At 44.2% G+C, this 19,353-nt stretch carries 16 protein-coding genes; 13 read left to right on the top strand and 3 right to left on the bottom strand.

Annotation, left to right across the window (positions count from 1 at the left end; all coding sequences use genetic code 11):
- The 4 genes from QVP40_RS07730 to QVP40_RS07715 form a co-directional block, all read left to right on the top strand.
- Window positions 1-1,766: DNA internalization-related competence protein ComEC/Rec2 (locus QVP40_RS07730; protein WP_022067896.1), on the top strand; the 1,766-nt coding region annotated here is incomplete at its 5' end.
- Window positions 1,767-1,887: 121 nt separating this feature from the next.
- Window positions 1,888-2,292, top strand: a complete 405-nt coding sequence (locus QVP40_RS07725; protein WP_288200383.1) for an arsenate reductase family protein — start codon at window positions 1,888-1,890, stop codon at window positions 2,290-2,292.
- 50 nt (window positions 2,293-2,342) lie between these two features.
- The gene (locus tag QVP40_RS07720; RefSeq protein ID WP_022067894.1) at window positions 2,343-3,776 is read left to right on the top strand and encodes a citrate/2-methylcitrate synthase; all 1,434 of its coding nucleotides are present in this window, start codon (window positions 2,343-2,345) and stop codon (window positions 3,774-3,776) included.
- Between the two features lie 248 nt (window positions 3,777-4,024).
- Complete coding sequence (locus tag QVP40_RS07715; RefSeq protein WP_022067893.1) at window positions 4,025-4,582, top strand: manganese efflux pump MntP; 558 nt, start codon at window positions 4,025-4,027, stop codon at window positions 4,580-4,582.
- A 179-nt stretch (window positions 4,583-4,761) separates the two neighbouring features.
- Here QVP40_RS07715 and QVP40_RS07710 read toward each other — a convergent pair whose 3' ends face one another.
- Window positions 4,762-6,315, bottom strand: coding sequence for a nitrite/sulfite reductase (locus QVP40_RS07710; protein WP_022067892.1), 1,554 nt, complete (start codon window positions 6,313-6,315; stop codon window positions 4,762-4,764).
- Window positions 6,316-6,641: 326 nt separating this feature from the next.
- Between QVP40_RS07710 and QVP40_RS07705 the strand changes: the two genes are divergently transcribed.
- From QVP40_RS07705 to QVP40_RS07670, 8 genes are all read left to right on the top strand, one after another.
- Window positions 6,642-7,673, top strand: coding sequence for a LacI family DNA-binding transcriptional regulator (locus QVP40_RS07705; protein ID WP_022067891.1), 1,032 nt, complete (start codon window positions 6,642-6,644; stop codon window positions 7,671-7,673).
- 79 nt (window positions 7,674-7,752) lie between these two features.
- Window positions 7,753-9,636, top strand: coding sequence for an anaerobic carbon-monoxide dehydrogenase catalytic subunit (cooS, locus tag QVP40_RS07700; RefSeq protein ID WP_022067890.1), 1,884 nt, complete (start codon window positions 7,753-7,755; stop codon window positions 9,634-9,636).
- 16 nt (window positions 9,637-9,652) lie between these two features.
- Window positions 9,653-10,099 carry a 4Fe-4S dicluster domain-containing protein gene (locus QVP40_RS07695; RefSeq protein WP_022067889.1) on the top strand — a complete coding sequence of 149 codons (447 nt, stop codon included), beginning with the start codon at window positions 9,653-9,655 and terminating at the stop codon, window positions 10,097-10,099.
- Between the two features lie 3 nt (window positions 10,100-10,102).
- Window positions 10,103-11,326, top strand: a complete 1,224-nt coding sequence (locus QVP40_RS07690) for an NAD(P)/FAD-dependent oxidoreductase (RefSeq protein WP_022067888.1) — start codon at window positions 10,103-10,105, stop codon at window positions 11,324-11,326.
- Between the two features lie 61 nt (window positions 11,327-11,387).
- A complete protein-coding gene (locus tag QVP40_RS07685; RefSeq protein WP_022067887.1) occupies window positions 11,388-13,058 on the top strand; it encodes an AAA family ATPase in 1,671 nt (556 codons plus the stop codon).
- 118 nt (window positions 13,059-13,176) lie between these two features.
- Window positions 13,177-13,542, top strand: a complete 366-nt coding sequence (locus QVP40_RS07680) for a BMC domain-containing protein (protein WP_022067886.1) — start codon at window positions 13,177-13,179, stop codon at window positions 13,540-13,542.
- A gap of 11 nt (window positions 13,543-13,553) precedes the next feature.
- On the top strand, window positions 13,554-13,982 hold the full coding sequence (locus QVP40_RS07675) for a BMC domain-containing protein (protein ID WP_022067885.1): 429 nt from the start codon (window positions 13,554-13,556) through the stop codon (window positions 13,980-13,982).
- A 20-nt stretch (window positions 13,983-14,002) separates the two neighbouring features.
- Entirely contained in the window at window positions 14,003-14,533 is a 531-nt protein-coding gene (locus QVP40_RS07670) for a EutP/PduV family microcompartment system protein (protein ID WP_022067884.1), read from the top strand.
- Window positions 14,534-14,693: 160 nt separating this feature from the next.
- Here the strand turns inward: QVP40_RS07670 and QVP40_RS07665 are convergent, their stop codons facing one another.
- Together QVP40_RS07665 and QVP40_RS07660 are read right to left on the bottom strand one after the other, a co-directional pair.
- Complete coding sequence (locus tag QVP40_RS07665) at window positions 14,694-16,646, bottom strand: oleate hydratase (protein ID WP_022067883.1); 1,953 nt, start codon at window positions 16,644-16,646, stop codon at window positions 14,694-14,696.
- A 109-nt stretch (window positions 16,647-16,755) separates the two neighbouring features.
- Window positions 16,756-17,319, bottom strand: coding sequence for a TetR/AcrR family transcriptional regulator (locus QVP40_RS07660; protein ID WP_022067882.1), 564 nt, complete (start codon window positions 17,317-17,319; stop codon window positions 16,756-16,758).
- 453 nt (window positions 17,320-17,772) lie between these two features.
- Between QVP40_RS07660 and nagE the strand changes: the two genes are divergently transcribed.
- The gene (gene nagE, locus QVP40_RS07655) at window positions 17,773-19,239 is read left to right on the top strand and encodes an N-acetylglucosamine-specific PTS transporter subunit IIBC (protein ID WP_022067881.1); all 1,467 of its coding nucleotides are present in this window, start codon (window positions 17,773-17,775) and stop codon (window positions 19,237-19,239) included.
- Window positions 19,240-19,353 lie beyond the last annotated feature (114 nt).

Below are 19,353 nucleotides of genomic sequence, written 5' to 3'. Positions count from 1 at the left end.
CAATGCTTCTCGGAGAAAAAAGCGAGCTGGATCAGGAGCTGAAGCTTCGGTATCAGATGGCGGGAATGGTCCATATTCTTGCTATATCAGGCCTGCATATCAGTATTCTGGGGATGGGGCTGTTCTCCCTTTTAAAAAGAATCGGGCTGGGGAACGCAGGGGCAGGACTTGTCTCTTTGTGTGTGATGCTTCAATATGGAATGCTTACAGGAGGAAGCGTGTCTGCCATGAGGGCAGTGTGTATGTTTGTTTTAAATGTAGGAGCAAGAGTTCTGGGACGGACCTATGATCTTATGACTGCACTGGCTCTCTCAGCAATTTTTCTTCTGCTTGATTCCCCTGCATATCTTTACAGCAGCAGTTTCCTTTTATCCTTCGGAGCAGTTGTGGGGCTGGGGGCGGTATCGCCGCATCTGATCAGAATTACAGGCGCAAAAGGAAAAGCAGGGAAAGCTCTGATTTCTTCTCTTTCTGTTCAGGCAGCAACTCTTCCGGTTATGCTGGTGTTTTTCGGAGAGGTGTCTGTGATCGGAATCCTTTTGAATCTGTTTGTTCTTCCCACTGTGGGAGGTGTTCTTATAAGCGGCCTGTGCTGCTCAGTGCTGGGGCTTTTCAGTGTGAATGCAGGGAGGGCGGCAGCGGTTCCGGGCAGAATACTTTTATGGCTTTACGAAAAAGTCGGTATGTTTGCCGGAAAGCTGCCTTTTTGTACCTGGATCGGGGGGCTTCCGGAAATATGGCAGAGTATCAGCTACTATCTGCTGCTGGCATCAGGAATTATCCTGGCATATGTTATGGCATCCGGAATACAGAAAAAAGAAGAAAATCAGTTGGCTGTTGGAAAAAAAGTGTCCGAGAACTCGGACAAAATCAGAGGAGTGTTCAGGAAAACTGCAAAAAGGGCGTATCCTGCAGGGATTTTTCTTCTGGCAGCTGCGGCAGGGATTTTTGTCCTTTCCCGGAAACCTGGAAAGGAGCTCAGAATTACCTGTCTGGATATCGGACAGGGTGACGGGATTGTGCTGGAAATTCCGGATGGAGGAGTTTTTCTTATGGACTGCGGAAGCAGCAACAAGAAAAATACAGCCCAGTATCAACTTCTGCCTTATCTGAAAAGCAGAGGGATTTCTCATATAAACGGGATTATGATCTCCCATACAGATAAGGATCATATCAGTGGGATCATGGAGCTTCTTGAATTTATGGAGCAGGGCCTGACCTCTGTAAGAAGCGATGCTCTGATACTTCCTGACTGGGAGGAACCGCCGGAAGTATACAATACTCTGATCCATCTTGCGCACAGTGCCGGAATGAAGGTGCTTCAGGTGGAAAGTGGAAACAGTTTTCGTATGGGAGAAGCCGGTTTTCATATTCTGGCTCCTGCAAAAGACGCTCTGGGAGAAGATGTGAATGAAGAAGGAATGGTTGTAGAGCTGGAGTACAGAGATTTTCGCGGACTTTTTACCGGAGATGCAGGAGAACCTGCGGAAAAAGCAATCCTGAACAGGCTGAGAGATGTGGATTTTTTAAAAGTAGGGCATCATGGTTCCCGTTATTCTTCCTGCCGGGAGTTTCTGGATCAGGTGAAGGCAGAGGTTGCAGTGATCTCATGCTCAGACTCCAATACCTACGGGCATCCCTCACCGGAAACAACACTCCGTCTGAAAAAATCAGGGGCAAAAACAGAATTTACCATGAAAAGCGGGGCGGTGTCAGTCTGTACAGATGGAAAGAGGATGTGGGTGCAGAGATTTTTGGAAGAATAAATTAGGAATTTTCAAAAAAACTTGATTTTTTTTTAGCTCTTTTATATGATAAAACGTGAAAGGGAAAAAGCAGAAAATGTTTGACAGAATCTGACAGAATGAACCGGATGGCTGCCGGACTATGTGTTTTTACAGGAAACAGCTGAAAAAGCTGAGAAATAAAGGAGGATGCAAAGTGAAAGTTTTAGTTTACAGAAAATGCAGTACTTGTCAGAAAGCTCTTAAATGGCTGGACGCACATGGCATCAGCTTTGAGGAAAGAGCAATTGTAGAAGAACATCCAACATATGAAGAATTGAAAGAATGGTATGAAAAAAGCGGAATGCCCCTTAAAAAATTTTTTAATACAAGCGGAAATCTTTATAAACAGATGAATCTGAAGGATAAATTAAAGGATATGTCAGAGGAAGAGCAGCTGAAGCTTCTTGCCACAGACGGAATGTTGGTGAAAAGACCTCTCGTAGTCGGAACAGATTTTGTTCTGACAGGCTTCCGTGAAAAAGAATGGGAAGAAAAAATGCTTTAAGCTTCAGACACAATAATTGAGTTTCGGGGAAAGGAAACGGAGGAATAAAAATGTCAGATCACGAAATGATCAATCTGGATGAAATGGGAAGCCTGAAGACCAGTATGGAGAGCCTGCAGGAAACACTTCTGAATAATCACCGGATCGATCCAAACCTTTATATTGAGTATGATGTAAAAAGAGGACTGAGAGATTCAGCAGGTAAAGGCGTTCTTACCGGACTTACAGAAATTTCAGATGTAAATGCCTATGACCTTGTAAATGGAAGGAAGATCCCGGCTGAGGGAAGTCTGTATTACCAGGGCTATAATATTTATGATCTGGTAAACGGACTGGAAGGACATAAATTTGGATTTGAGGAAACCATTTATCTTCTGCTTTTCGGACAGCTTCCTTCAGAAAAGGAACTGGAAATGTTTAAAGAGGTGATGGCGCAGTTTGAAACTCTGTCAGGCCGGTTTGTGCGGGATGTTGTAATGAAGGCGTCCAATGCGGACATTATGAATTCCATGCAGAGATGTATTCTTACCTTATACACCTATGATTCCAGACCGGAGGATATTTCTGCAGAAAATGTTCTGCGCCAGAGTATTGAACTGATTGCCAAGCTGCCGCTGATCGCAGTTTATTCCTATCACTCATACCGCCATTTCCGTAAGGATGAGACTTTATTTATCCGGAATCCGCAGAAGGGGCTTTCTCTTGCAGAAAATATCCTTCTGATGCTGAGACCGGACAGCTCTTACACAGAGCTGGAAGCCAAGGTTCTGGACATTGCTCTGATGCTTCATGCAGAGCATGGCGGAGGAAACAACTCTACGTTTACCACCCATGTGGTTACTTCATCAGGAACAGATACCTATTCCTCAGTGGCAGCTTCTATCGGCTCTCTGAAAGGTCCGAGACACGGAGGGGCAAATCTGAAGGTGCAGGATATGTTTGCCGATATCAAAGCCCATGTGAAAAACTGGACAGATGAGGCAGAAGTAGAGGCATATCTGTGCAGGATCCTGAATAAAGAAGCCTTTGATCATTCCGGTCTGATCTATGGAATGGGTCATGCAGTATACACGCTGTCCGATCCCCGTGAGGTGATACTGAAAAAATTTGCCCGCAAGCTTGCCGAGGAAAAGGGAATGATGGAGGAATTTGCTCTTTATGAGCTGGTGGAGCGACTGGGAAGCCGTCTTGTTATGGAACAGAGGAAAATGTTTAAAAATGTGTGCGCCAATGTGGATTTTTACAGCGGCTTTGTGTATACTATGCTGGGCATCCCCAAGGAGCTGTTCACACCTATTTTTGCCATTGCCCGAATTCCCGGATGGAGCGCTCACCGTCTGGAAGAAATCCTTAACGCTGGCAAGATCATCCGTCCTGCATATAAATATGTGGGACATCATCAGGAGTTTGTTGCGATGCCGGACAGAGATCCCTGCATGGAGTATCCTTGTATGGATGAGGAAAATGATAAAAACGGGGATTGAAAAACAGAATTATTTCTGGTATACTGAACCGACATAAGGGAGTAGTCGGTATCATATGGAAAAATAAGATTTTTGAAAAATGGTATGATGAGGTCAACATTCTGGAGTAGATCCTGGCCCCATCTGAAATGACGAGACTTATCTGCACAGGGCGGATAGTCTCGTTTTTTGGTGCGCCTGTGCAGGAAAAGCAGATCGTCTGTGCTTACTGCTTCTCTGATAAAATACTTACATTGGAGGAAAATCAAATGGGATTATGGGAACTTTTTGTACTTGCAGTGGGACTTTCCATGGATGCGTTTTCTGTGGCAGTCTGTAAAGGACTTTCTGTCTGTCAGATCAGAAAAAAGCAGATTCTGACAGTGGGACTGTATTTTGGATTTTTTCAGGGATTTATGCCCCTGGTGGGATATCTTCTGGGAACTGGCTTCCAGGAAAAAATCCAGAGCATTGATCACTGGATCGCATTTATTCTTTTGTCCCTCATCGGTATCAATATGATCCGGGAATCCGGAGGAGAGGCAGAAAATCTGGATGCCTGCTTTACATTTAAGGCAATGCTTCCTCTGGCCATAGCTACAAGCATTGATGCGCTGGCAGTGGGAGTGACCTTTGCGTTTCTGAAGGTTCAGATCATTCCGGCAGTCAGCTTTATCGGAATCACTACTTTTGTGATTTCCTGCGCAGGAGTTCTGATCGGAAACCGGTTTGGAGCGAGATATAAATCAAAAGCAGAACTTGCCGGAGGTGTTGTTCTGATCCTTATGGGAATTAAGATACTGTTGGAGCATACCATTCTGGCATGAAATAATCTGGAGAGAACATATATTTAATTTTTACAGAAAAAACGCCGCAGAACTGCTTTCGGACACCGGGTTTTACAGATAAGTATGTAACCAGGGTGACCGGCAGAGCTGCGGCGTTTTCAGTACCATAAAGCGATCCTCAGGAACTGAGGGGGTCTGAAGCAGACTTGTCCGATTTGTTATGCAATAAGATAGTTTGCTGCCATTCGTTCAAGCTCTTCCGGATTTGCATTTCTCCATGTATGGAAATCCTGTCCGGACAGGGCAACTGTTTTTCCGAGGGTCACAAGAAACTCAGGAATATCTTTCTGAAGAATGATTCCGATTTCTTTTCCCATGGATTCATTTCCCTGTGTCTGACAGCCATTGATATAAAGCACAAAAGCCGGCTGAACTTTGCCGTCTACAGATTTTGCGGCACCACGGAAACCGATCTCTCCGGTCTGATGTGTTCCGCAGGAGGACGGGCACCCGGAAATATGAATCTGTGGAAGGGCTCCGTCCGGAATTTCTGCTTCATGGACTGCTTTTACGCAGGAGAGCAGAAGCTCCTGAGAGTCGCGAAGCCCGATCTGACAGATGGAAGCTCCGATACAGCTTACAGAGGTTTCAAAAAGAGATTCAGCTCCGTCTTTTGTCAGTTCCAGAATTTTTTCTGCTTCTTTTCCGGTAAGATTTACAATATATGCGCTTTCATCAGGAGAAAGACGGATTTCCGCATCTCTGATGCCTGCAAGATATTCTGCAAGACGACAGAAGGATTCAGCAGAAGGCTGACCGCCAATAGGATGCCAGATAACAGTGTAGAGTCCCTCCTGTTTCTGGGCAATCACACGGGAACTTTCCGGAGCATTGCCGTCCGGCTGTTTGGATACCGAGGAAACATTTACAGTAATATCCAGATTCTCTCCGGAAGCAAAAACCTCATCCAGTTTTTCCAGATATGCTTTTTTATAGTTTTCCGCGCCGCCCAGAGAATCCTGCATGTAGCGGGTTCTTGCTTTTGCGCGGTTTTCATAATTTCCATATGCGCAGAAAGTCAGCCACATGGCTTTAATATAGTAGAGAATCTTTGATGGCGGAACAGATTCAGCAACCTTGATACCAAGGCGGGGATTGTTTCCAAGTCCTCCGGCGCTGTATACGTCAAAGGTTCCGTTTTTATTTGCTGCAAATCCCAGGTCACGGTAGGTTGCATGAGTAAGGTTGGCAGGTGAATTTGAGAATCCCACCTTTAATTTCCGGGGCATTTTCGGAGCTTTTATAAAATTCATAAGATATTCTCCGGCAGCCTCTGCATAGGGCAGCACATCAAAATATTCGCCTGATTCCACACCGGAAAGAGGAGAACACATGACATTGCGGGGGAAATCACCGCCTCCGCCCATGGTAACAATACCTGAGGAAAGCGCTTCTTCTGCCAGTGTGCAGATAGTATCCGGCTGAAGATCATGAAGCTGGACTGTCTGACAGGTAGTAAAATGGATACGGCTGATCTTGTGCTCCTGAATCGCCTCTGCTGTAAAAGCAAGCTTTTCCTTTGTGATTCTTCCGGCAGTCATCCGGAGACGGAGCATTCCCTTTTTTCCGTCTTTTTGTGCATAGCTTCCGTACAGACCGGAAAAGCCTTTGTAGTCTTTTTTTGATATTTCGCCGTTATAAAATGCTATGGTTTTTTCTCTGAAAGCGGGCATATCCTGTTTCCAGGACTGCGGATCGATTTTGTAATTCATTCATGTACCTCCGTTTAGATGAACCTGCAGCAGTAAAAGATGATTCTGCGCAGATGTTTTTGAGTGAAAAAGTCAGGAAGTCCATGTGGAGCAAAAACTTTCTGACATGTTTATATTATAAAGGTGCGGGAGAAGAAAGTCAAAATAAATTAAAGCGCCAGAAGTTCCGGACGCTAAGAAGGAAACACAGAAAAAGAGGCGGAAATAAAGCCTGAAACAAGGCTGCCTTCATTGCGCAAAGCAAAGGAAACTGATATACTGAAAGAAACCGTTCTGTGTATTTTCAGAGGGGAAAATTGTGTGGTAATCATGCATGGGGACAGAATATGAAAAAGAAGGACAGAAGTGGAACAACCATTAAAGATGTAGCGAGGGAAACAAATCTTGCAATTTCCACAATCTCCAAATATATGAATGGAGGCACAGTCAGAAAAAAAAATCAGGAGCTTATTGAAGCGGCAGTAAAAAAACTGAACTATTTTCCGAACAATACTGCCCGGTGGCTTCGGACAAGCAAAACTTACAGAGTCGGTGTAATTGCGGGAATTGTAAACAGCCCTCATACGTCAGCGATACTGAATGAAATAGAAAAGAAGCTGAGAGATCATGGATATTCTGTTTCATTTTTCAGTTTTGATGAAAACCTTGATAAAACAAAAGAATATGTGGAGTATATGATCGCAAATGGAGTGGACGGGATGCTGATCACAATTCCGGGAAATACGGATGGACATCTGATTCTTCCGGAAAACCTGAGAGTTCCGGTGGTTACCATTGAAGAAAACAGTGGGATCATACAGGGGGACTGTGTACAGACAAGCTGCACTCAGGGAGCTTATGAGATTACGGAGTATCTGATAAAAAACGGACATTCCAGAATTGCGGTTATTGAGGGACGCAGAAATTCTCTGACTGCCAGCGAGAGAATGAAAGGATATTTCAGGGCTATGGAGGATTATGGAATTCCTGTAAGACCGGAATATGTTGTTCAGGGTGATTATGTGTATCAGGGGGGATACAGAGGGATTCATGAGCTGTGGAAGCTTAATGAAAAACCAACAGCTGTTTTTGTGACAAATTATGATATGAGTATGGGAGCTATGGAAGCGATTTATGACCTGGAAATAAGGATTCCTCAACAGCTGTCGGTTGCTGTATTTGATGATTTTGAACTGTCTGTTATGGTGAATCCCAAATTGACGTCAGTGCGTCAGCCGCTTGTGGAGCTGGCGGATGCGGCCTGTGAGCTTTTACTGCGGAGAATGAATGGAGATGAAAGTGATTATCCGAAAAGAATCAGACTGAAGCCATCCTGTATTTACCGGGAGTCGGTTCAGAATCTCAACAGCAGTCAATAAATTTGTAAAATAAAATAGTTGACTATTTTTATCCAGAATGATAAAATATTGTCAATCAAGAAAAATGGAGGGTACAATTATGAATCAGTGTTTTGGATGCTCTACCTGCAAAAGCGCAGATAAGCCGTTGGAAGGATTTATCGCGGATCTGCCTATGGAAACTTCCCATCACAGAGTAGAGGGACAGAGTGCAAAGTGTGGATTTGGTCTTCAGGGTGTCTGTTGCAGACTCTGCTCTAACGGACCGTGTCGTATCACACCAAAGGCGCCAAGAGGAATCTGCGGAGCAACTGCAGATGTTATTGTAACAAGAAACTTTTTAAGAGCAGTGGCATCAGGCTCCGGCTGCTACATCCACATTGTAGAAAATACTGCACTGAACGTACTGAAAACAGCACAGGCAAAAGGCGAACTGAAAGGCCTGAATGCGTTAAACTATCTGGCAGATGAAATGGGCATTGTATGTGATGACATTTACGAAAAGGCAGAAAAAGTTGCGCGTAAGGTTCTGGATGATCTGTATAAGCCGGAATATGAAAAAATGGAGCTGGTAGAAAAGCTTGCCTATGCACCGCGTTTCCAGAGATGGAAAGAGCTGGGAATTCTTCCGGGAGGTGCAAAGGGAGAAGTATTCCACGGAGTGGTAAAATGTTCTACAAACCTGAATTCCGATCCGGTTGATATGCTTACAGACTGTCTGAAGCTTGGAATTTCCACAGGACTTTACGGATTGACACTGACAAATCTTTTGAACGATATTCTCCTGGGAGAGCCTGAGATCCGCATGGCTCCGGTAGGACTTCGCGTAATTGACCCTGAATACATAAATATTATGATCACCGGACATCAGCATACAATTTTTGTTGATCTTCAGGAAAAACTGAAAAGCCCGGAAGCAGTTGCAAAGGCACAGGCGGCAGGTGCAAAAGGCTTTAAGCTTGTAGGCTGTACCTGCGTAGGACAGGATCTTCAGCTTCGCGGCGCTCATTACACAGAGGTATTTGAAGGACACGCAGGAAACAACTACACAAGTGAGGCGGTTCTTGCTACCGGCGGAATTGACGCAGTTCTTTCTGAGTTTAACTGTACTCTTCCGGGAATTGAACCGATCTGTGATGAGTTGAAGATCAAACAGATCTGTCTGGATGATGTGGCAAAAAAAGCAAATGCAAAAATGATGCCTTTTGATTTTGACAGACGTGAAGAGCAGAGCATGGAAATCATTGACGAGATCGTAGAAGCATATAAAGCCCGCAGAGGCAATGTTCCTATGAATCTGTTCCCGGATCACGGAAATGACGATACTTTAACAGGTGTAAGTGAAGTATCTCTGAAAAATTTCCTGGGTGATACCTGGAAGCCGCTGATCGATCTGATCGTATCCGGAGATATCAAGGGAATTGCCGGCGTGGTAGGATGTTCCAATCTGACAGCAGGCGGACATGATGTGCTTTCCGTAGAGCTTACGAAAGAGCTGATCGCAAAGGATATTCTTGTCCTGACAGCAGGATGCTCTTCAGGCGGTCTGGAGAACTGTGGCCTTATGGAGCCTTCCGCAGCGAAGCTGGCAGGTCCGAAGCTTCGCGCAGTCTGTGAAAAACTGGGAATTCCGCCTGTATTAAACTTTGGTCCCTGTCTGGCAATCGGCCGTCTGGAGATTGTTGCAACAGAGCTGGCAAAAGAAATCGGCGTAGATCTTCCTCAGCTTCCACTGGTACTTTCTGCAGCACAGTGGCTGGAAGAGCAGGCGCTTGCAGACGGATGCTTCGGTCTGGCTCTGGGCTTGCCGCTTCATCTTGGACTTCCGCCATTTGTAACCGGAAGCAAGCTGGTGACCAAGGTTCTGACAGAGGATATGAAACAGCTTACAGGCGGTCAGGTAATCATTAACGGAGATGCAAAGGAAAGTGCAGATATTCTGGAAAAGATTATTATGGAAAAACGTGCTGGCCTGAATATTTAAAAAGGAGGCTGCTTATATGAAAAGAATTATCATAGAAGCTGAAAAATGTGACGGATGCAAAAGTTGCAGCCTTGCCTGTATGCAGGCACACAGAAAGGATTCCGGAGATATTTATACCCTGGATCTGAACGATATTAATAATGAAAGCCGTAACTTTATCTATAAACAGCCAGACGGCTCCTACCGTCCGATTTTCTGCCGCCACTGTGATGAGCCGGAGTGTGTGATCTCCTGTATGAGCGGCGCTCTTACCAAGAATCCGGAGGATGGACATGTTTATTATGACAAAGAGAAATGCGGTTCCTGCTTTATGTGTGTAATGAACTGTCCGTACGGGGTTCTGAAGCCGGATGATGCAACAAAATCTGTAGTGATCAAATGCGATTTCTGCAAAGATCTTGGCGGAGAGCCAAGCTGTGTAAAAGCCTGTCCGAAGCAGGCAATTCACGTAGAGGAGGTATAACATATGAAATATGTGATAATCGGAATCGGCGCAGCAGGTATGACTGCAGCCAAAACTCTTCGTGAACTGGCTCCGGAAGATGAAATCGTAATGATTTCTGTAGATGAAAAGCCACATTCAAGATGTATGCTCCACAAATATCTGAGCCATGAAAGAAATGAAGACGGACTGAATTTTGTTCCTTCAGATTTCTTTGAGAAAAACAGGATCACCCAGGCTGCAGGACAGAGAGTAGAAAAGCTGGATACAGAAAAAAAACAGGTGATCTGTGACAAGGGCTTTGTATGTTCTTATGATAAGCTTCTGATTGCTACCGGAGCAGAAAGCTTTATTCCTCCTGTGGGGGCTCTTCGTACTGCGCCCAATGTATTTGGACTGCGTCATTTAAGTGATGCCAAAGCAATTGACAAATGTGCAGAAAACGCTCAGAAAGTTGTGATCATTGGATCCGGACTGGTAGGACTGGATGCTGCCTACGGACTTCTGGAACAGAAGAAGGACATTGTGATCGTGGAAATGGCTGACAGAATCCTTCCTATCCAGCTGGATGAGACAGGAGCTGCACAGTACCAGAAGCTTTTTGAACAGGCAGGCTGTCAGTTCCGCCTTGGCAGAAGAGGCGCAGATACTGTCTGCAATGATGCCGGTGAAGTTACTCATGTGGTTCTGGATGATGGAGAGAAGCTTTCCTGTGATCTGGTGATCGTAGCAGCCGGAGTGAGAAGCGCTGTAGCGGGATTTGAGGACAGTGGTCTTCTCATTGACCGCGGAATCCAGGTAAATGATTATCTGGAAACAAGTGTCAAAGACGTTTATGCAGCAGGTGATGTGACAGGTCTTTCCGGAATCTGGCCAAATGCTCAGAAGCAGGGCAAAATTGCAGCTCAGAATATGGTCCTTGGCAATAAATATCAGTATGAAGACCGCTTTGCCGCAAAGAACACCATTAATTTCTTTGGTCTGGTTTCTCTGTGTGTGGGAAAACTGAATCCGGAAGAGGGAGATGAAGTTATTGCCAGAGAGGCAGCCAATCAGTATCAGAGAGCGATCTTTACAGACAACAAACTGGCAGGTTTCCTTCAGCAGGGTGATATTTCCCATGACGGAATTTATCAGTACCTGATCAAGAATCAGATTGATCTCAGTGATAAAAAAGACAGAATATTCAGCCTGAGCTTCGGAGACTTTTACGGAGTAAAAGAAAACGGAGAATATAGCTGGACATAATCCCCTTGATTTTTTACGCCCCCTTTTATATCATAGATGGTATAAAAGGGGGCGGTTTTTTATGAAATTGAATATACCTGTTGGGGTTTCAGACTTTGAGGAACTGAGAAAAAGAGATTATTATTATGTAGATAAAACAGGACTGATCTTTGACCTTCTTAAAAATTCAGCGGCAAAGGTTACACTTCTGACCCGTCCCAGGCGTTTTGGCAAAACCCTTGCCATGAGTATGCTGGAAAGCTTTCTGGACATCCGCAGGAACAGCAGAGAGCTGTTTGATGGACTGCAGATTATGAACAGAACAGAAATCTGTGAAAAGTGGATGAATCAATATCCGGTATTGTTTCTGTCATTAAAGGATGTGGAGGGAACCAGCTTTGAAAATGCTTTCGGCCTGCTTAAATTTGTTATTTCCCAGATCTGTATCACCCATTCTTATTTGAAGAAAAGCGACAGAATAAGCAGCGCGTATAAAGAGATTTTTATAAGGCTGGAGGATCAGACGGCATCCTTTACAGACATACAGAGTTCGCTTCTGGTGCTTACAAAAATGATGCAGGAGTATTATAAAAAACCTGTGATTCTTCTTATGGATGAATATGATGTTCCTGTTGCCGCAGCCAGCAGTTATGGATACTATGATAAAATGCTGGAAGTGATACGCGTTATTATGAGCAGCGCTCTGAAGGATAATCAGGCTCTCCTTTTTGCGGTGATAACGGGGTGTCTGAAGATTACAAAGGAAAGTATTTTTACAGGAACTAATAATTTTGTTTCAGACAGTATCTCATCCGCAAGGCTGGATGAATATTTTGGATTTACCGGGAATGATGTAAAAAGGCTTCTGGAATCAGCGGATCTTGAAAAATATGGAGAGAGAATCCAAAGCTGGTATGACGGATATCATTTTGGTGATGTTGACGTGTATTGTCCCTGGGATGTGATGAACTATGTAAGAGATCTTCAGTTTGATCCTGATGCCAGACCTGTCAGTTATTGGAAAAATACCAGCAGCAACAGTATTATCCGGTCGTTTATTGATTTTGCAGGAAACAGTATTACCAGAAAACTGGAGACTCTGATGGAAGGTGGCTATATCACAGAGAAAATTGAAGAAGATCTTACCTATGATTATCTGCATTCTTCGGAGGAAAATCTGTGGAGTGTACTTTATCTTACCGGTTATCTTACCAAGGTCAGGGAATCAGAGCTGAAAGCTTTTCCGGGGGAAAACCGAACAGCGTTAAGTATTCCAAATGCTGAAATAAGAGAAATATTTGAAACGACAATTGTAAACTGGTTTGATGACAGTGTAAAAAAATGGAACAGACAGAAGCTGTTTGAGGCGGTATGGACGGGCGACGCTGCGCAGCTGGAAGAAGAAATGAACAGGCTTTTAAGAAAAACAATCAGTTATCACGATTACAGGGAAGATTTTTATCACGCATTTCTGGCTGGGATTTTTGCAGGAGCAGGATATATGGTGGAGTCAAATAAGGAGCATGGAGAAGGCCGGAGCGATGTGGTTGTTTTTGATCCGGTAAACAGTTGCGCGGCGGTATTTGAAGCTAAGTATTCCAGGAATCTGAACGATATGAAAAATTCCTGCGAAAAAGCTCTTTTTCAGATAAACGAAAAGATGTATGCGAAAGAATTTGAAGATGATTATGACCACATTTTCTGTTACGGGATTTCGTTTTTCAAGAAGCGCTGCATGGTTGGGATAAAGTAAGACAGCGGTTTTTTAACGGTTTTTCAAAAGAAATCAACTTGACATAAAATTTTGGCGATAGTATGATTTATAAAGAGAAATTATGTCAGAAACTTTCTGAAAGAGAGGAACAGATAAAATGCCAAACGACCACGGAGAACAGATTAGAATCGTACAGGAAACGGTAGCCGGTAAAGAGATTACTTTTGCTCATGTCATGGGCGGCCCGGCTCCGATCATATATCAGAAGCTTGGTCTGAATCCACAGGTGGATTACAGATCTTCAGCAATTGGAATCATGAATATGACGCCGCCGGAGTCTGCGGTCATTGCTTCTGATATTGCAGTGAAAAGCGGAAACGTGTATCTGGGATTTGCAGACCGTTTTACAGGAACTCTGATCATTACAGGAGAAATTTCAGATGTTATGTCAGCGCTTACAGAGGTGGTGGATTACTTCCGGGATTCACTGGGATATGTAGTCTGTGACATTACAAAGAGATAGGAAGTGCAGTCATGGCTCGTATAAAAAGAGAGGAACTGCTGGAAAAGCTGTTCCGGGATGATTATGAACATCTGAAGGGGAAAAGGCTGCGTCTTACCCGTGTGCGTGTTCCGGGCAAAGAAGTATGTCTGGCCCATGTGCTCAGTCCGTCAGAGGCATGTATTTATGAAAATCTGGGACTTCATATTGGTGTTCATGAGGGGGAGGATCACAGAGGAGAAGCTGTGGGAATGATCCGGTTTACTCCCTGGGAGGCAGTAGTTGTCGCTGCGGATGTGGCGATTAAGGCAGCAGACGTTCAGATTGGGTTTATGGACAGGTTTTGCGGTACGCTGATCCTTACCGGAGGGCTCAGCCAGGTTCAGACTGCAGTGGAGGAAGTTGTCAGGTTCTTTGATCAGGTGCTTGGATTTAAAACCTGTGAAGTCCATAAAAGCTGAAAAACAGGATAAGGCATAAAATGAAAAAAATATTTTTAATGGGAAGAAGTGAAGCGGGAAAAACCTCTCTGACACAGGCTCTGAAAGGGGAAAAGCTTCATTACGAAAAAACTCAATATACCAATACAGCGGACAATACCATTGATTCTCCCGGAGAGTATGCGGAGTCCAAGCATTTCAGCGTAGGACTGGCATGTTTTTCCTTTGAGGCGGACGTGGTTGCCATGGTTCAGGCGGCAGACGAGCCTTTCAGTCTTTTTGGCCCGGGGGGCAAAAATTTTATTCTTCGTCCTATGATCGGCGTAATCACTAAGATCCATTCGCCTCATGCCAATATTCCCATGGTTCGTCAATGGCTGGAAAATGTGGGATGTGAGCGTATATTCCTGGTGGATAACGCTACCAGAGAGGGGATAGATGAACTTCTGGAATACCTGAAGGATGATCTTGAGCCTCTGACTCTGGAACAGGCAAAATTCAAGCAGAGTATAGGGCTGAATGAATGGGATCCTCTTCCTGAGGGTGTGGAATATCCGGAGAATATTCGGTGAAAAAATAAAAGCAGTGAGAATCATAAAATAACGGATTGCATAAAAAATGCCGGGGCGCATGAAATTTCATTCATGCGCCCCAACATTTATTATAGAACCACATTTATTATAGAAACATTTTTATCAGGCTCATGTATTGCAGAAGCCTTTTAGCAGAATGTTACATTCCGTCTTTTAACACATCGTAATCTCTCAGAACCTTTTCGATCACAGTACCCTTAATAAAATGGAGAACAGGTTTTTTCAGTGCATTCAGAGGACCGGGAAGCTGAATCTCCAGAGGAGATTTTCCGTCCATAAGCTTTACGGTACTGCTGAGAAGCTCACGGATATCGTACACGCTTCCCCACACTTCAGGAACACCTCTGTCAACGCCCAGAAGTCCGTACACGGCCTCCATTGCTGTTCTTACAGAATATTCTGTGGTAAATACAGTGTCTCTCGGTGTGTCTGCAAACTGTCCAAGGAAGGCGAAGTTTACGCAGCCGTCAGGAATGACATCTGGTCTGTCCCCTTTTGTTCTCGGCATAAAGAAAGCCGTAATATAGGGCATCATAGTAGGAACGCAGACAGCGCTTTTTTCTGCCAGCTCAGGAATCTGCTCTGTAGGAACACCCAGATGATAGAGCCATTCTTCAGTGATCTCTTTACCTGTACATTCTTTCATTGGTTTTTTAACATAGTCGCCGGGAACGTCCGTAAACAGTCCGTATACCCATACGCACACCTTATCTGGATCCTGCTCTTTAAACTGTCCCTGACGGTTAATGGTCCAGCTTAACAGCCATTTGGAGTCCTTACAGCTTACGATACCGCCTGTAACAACCTTTCCGGTGCGGGGATCGCGTTTACAGATATTGGTAATATAAGGAATGATTTTTTCATCCAGTGTTGTGATGGTTGCAGATTCCCAGTTGGTTTTGTTAATGTCGGAACAGAATTTTTCCGGATGTCCAAAGCTTGGATCCTGTTTTGCAATATTTTTCCAGAGATTCCAGCAGCCGCTTGTACGGACTTCTGCATCTCCATTAGGCGCATGGTTCTGATCACCGTAGATGGTTCCTTCGGTACAGCTTCCGTTTGTGACAAAAACAAGATCGTTTTCTGTAAGGACAATTCCTTTTTCCACGCCCTTTACACTGCATTCAATAGCGGAAGCAATTTTCTTTCCGTCTTTAAAGTCAAAAAGTACGTTTGTAACTTCTGTGTTGAACTGAAAATCAACGCCTGCAGCCTCCAGATACTTCTGCATGGGCAGGATCAGAGACTCATACTGATTATATTTGGTAAACTTCAGAGCACTGAAATCAGGAAGCCCTGCAATATGATGGATAAATCTCTGGAAGTAAAGCTTCATTTCCAGCGCGCTGTGCCAGTTCTCAAAGGCAAACATGGTCCTCCAGTACAGCCAGAAGGTTGAATTGAATACCTCATCGTCAAAAACATCTTCAATTTTTTTATCATAAAGATCCTCGTCTTTTGTCATAAAAAGCTTCATGATCTCCATGCAGCCTTTCTGACTTAAATTGAATTTACCGTCGGTATGGGCGTCCTGTCCGCGATTGACTGTGGCGCGGCAAAGGGAATAGTTGGGGTCATGCTTATTCAGCCAGTAATACTCATCCAGAACCGATACTCCCGGTGTTTCCAGAGAAGGAATGCTTCGGAAAAGATCCCACAGACATTCAAAATGGTTTTCCATTTCACGTCCACCTCTCATGATATAGCCGCGGCTGGGATCAAAGATGCCGTCACAGGCGCCTCCGGCAATATCCATTGCCTCAAGAATATGAATATGAGAGCCGGGCATCTGGCCGTCGCGTACCAGGAAGCAGGCAGCGGCAAGAGAAGCAAGACCGCTTCCTACAATGTAGGCATTTTTATGGTCAACGCCTTCCGGCTTTTCCGGACGGGCAAAGGCTTCGTAGTTTCCATTGCTGTAATAGATTCCTTTGCTGTTTTTTTCATATTTTCCGCGCTCTGTATTCCGGTAATCGCTATTTGATACCGGAGCAGGAGCTTTGTGCTCTTTTGAGGTTGTTTTTGCCAGCACCGCTGCGGCGCCAGCGCCTGCTGCCAATGCAAGTCCGAGCTTCATACCTTTTTTTGCCATTAAAAAAACCACCTTTCTGAAAAACAGATGTATTTTTGTTGTGATATTATAGTATTGCCCTTTTGCATCGGGTTCAATTTACAAAAAAAGAGAAATGATAAAAAGTTTATCATTTCCTCTGATCTGTATAATTATGAATAGAATTTGCAATACAGCCGTGAAGAGTGGTACAGATATTGTCGGTCATTGCCTGATAATCGTCTTTCATTCCCCGGCTGATCCAGTCCAGCAGGATTCCCACAAGGCTGTATTTATAAAAATCGGCAATAAAATTTTTTTGTTCTTCTGTAATGGAAAGCTCCGCGGACTGTTCCTGTACCACACCCATGATCAGATCATGAGTGAGCTTAAAAAGATAATTCTCAATTTTTTCTCTTCCAATGGCATGACAGGCATTCTGCACAAGAGTCTTATTTTCGTAAACAGCCTCAAAAATCTGTACAAGTCCTTCCTGCCAGGTATCGTAAGTTTTTTTACCCTGAAGAGCTTTTCTGGATTCCTCCAGACAGGTCCACTCTGCCAGATCATAAATATCTCTGAAATGGTAATAAAAAGTCATGCGGCTGATCCCGCAGTCCGAGGTAAGATCATTGATGGTGATCCGGTCCAGGGATTTTTTCAGCATAAGCCTTTTCAGGGACTCTTTCAGGGCATATTTTGTCATATTCTGCAAAAGATCATCTCCATTTCCGCTTTGTAATAAAAATCTGAAAATTCTTGAAAATATAATGTTATTATATCTGGTGAAATGCCGGAAATCAAGGGACTTTGTCCCGGCTGTCCCGGTATTTTTATGCCAAAAACTCCACGGGACAGTATTACGTGAACAGGAACCAAAAACATACGAAAATATACCGAGAAGTACTGTCCGGGAACTGATACATGGATTACTTTTAACTAACTGAAGAATATATAAAAAATCTAAAAAAATTATAAACTAATCATAAAAAAACATATTGACTTAGCGAATATTATCTGTTAGAGTAGACACGAATTAACGTGATTGTGAAAAATGTACAAATTTTATTGCGGATGTTCCGGACAACATTGGAAAAATGTCGAAAAAGAGCAGAAAAAGATAAAGTTTGTCATAGGTCACAAGCGAAAAAGAAGGAGGATTTTCATTATGAAATGGCTTCAAAAATTGGGAAAAGCTTTAATGCTTCCAGTTGCATGTCTGCCGATCTGCGGTATCCTTATGGGTATTGGATACCTTCTGTGTCCGGCCACCATGCAGGGGGGGGAGATCACAGGTATCATCCCTACAATCGGTCTGTTCCTTGTTAAGGCAGGCGGAGCACTCATTGATAACATGGCAATTCTGTTTGCGATCGGCGTTGGTGTCGGTATGTCTGACGATCACGATGGTACAGCAGGTCTTGCAGCTCTTGCTTCCTGGCTGATGATGACAACACTTCTCAGCGAAGCAGTTGTTACACTTCTCAGACCTGGCGTTGCTGAAAACGCAACACAGCTTCTGGCTTACCAGAAGATTCAGAACCCGTTTATCGGTATCATTGCCGGTGTGATCGGTTCTACATGCTACAACAGATTCAAGAACACAAAACTTCCGAACTGGCTTGCATTCTTCAGCGGAAAACGCTGCGTAGCCATGGTTGCAGGTGTTGTTTCCATTATCGTTGCAGCTGTCCTTCTGTTTATCTGGCCTCTGATCTTCGGCGGACTGGTAGCATTAGGTAAAGGTATTGCAAACATGGGCGCTGTAGGTGCCGGTATCTACGCATTCCTGAACAGACTTCTGATCCCGACAGGTCTGCATCATGCACTGAACAACGTATTCTGGTTTGATACTATCGGTCTTGGTGATATCACAAACTTCTGGGCTGGCAAAACATCAGCAGATGTTTCCTGGAGCCTTGGTATGTACATGTCCGGATTCTTCCCATGTATGATGTTTGGTATCCCTGGCGCAGCCCTTGCTATGATCCACACAGCAAAAGACAACAAGAAAAAAATCGCTATCGGTCTTGTAGCTTCCGCAGCAGTATGTTCTTTCATCTGCGGTGTTACAGAGCCGTTTGAATTCGCATTTATGTTCCTTGCTCCGGTACTGTATGTAATCTATGCTCTGCTTTATGGTATCTTTACATTTATTACAGTATCTCTTGGATTCCGTGCAGGATTCTCCTTCTCCGCAGGTGCCACAGACCTTCTGTTCTCCGCATCTCTGCCGGCTGCACAGAAAACATGGCTGATCATTCCTCTTGGAATCGCAGCATTTATCGTATTCTACGTAGTATTCCGTTTCGCAATCGTTAAGTTTGATCTTAAAACTCCGGGACGTGAAGACGACGATGAAGATGAGACAAAAGTAGTTCTTGCAAACAACGACTTTACAGCAGTTGCAAAGATCATCCTTGAGGGTGTTGGCGGACCGCAGAACGTGTCCACAATCGACAACTGCATCACAAGACTTCGTCTTGAGATCAAAGACTATACTCAGGTTGATGAGAAAAAGATCAAATCAGCCGGTGTAGCAGGCGTGATCCGTCCGAGCAAAACAAATGTACAGGTTATTGTAGGTACACAGGTTCAGTTCGTAGCGGATGAGTTCAAAAAATTATGTAAATAATATACATAACAAGAGGGAGGGTGCTGCGGCATCCTCCTTTCTGCTGTCAGGGGCAGAGAGAATGGTCTGCTTCTGGTCAAAGTCTGAGTATAAAATATATTTAGGCTTGCAGAT

The sequence above is a fragment of the Blautia sp. CAG:257 genome, from assembly GCF_000433815.1.
GTDB classification, from domain to species: domain Bacteria; phylum Bacillota; class Clostridia; order Lachnospirales; family Lachnospiraceae; genus Blautia_A; species Blautia_A caecimuris.
This window is presented reverse-complemented; position numbering and strand designations above follow the sequence as displayed.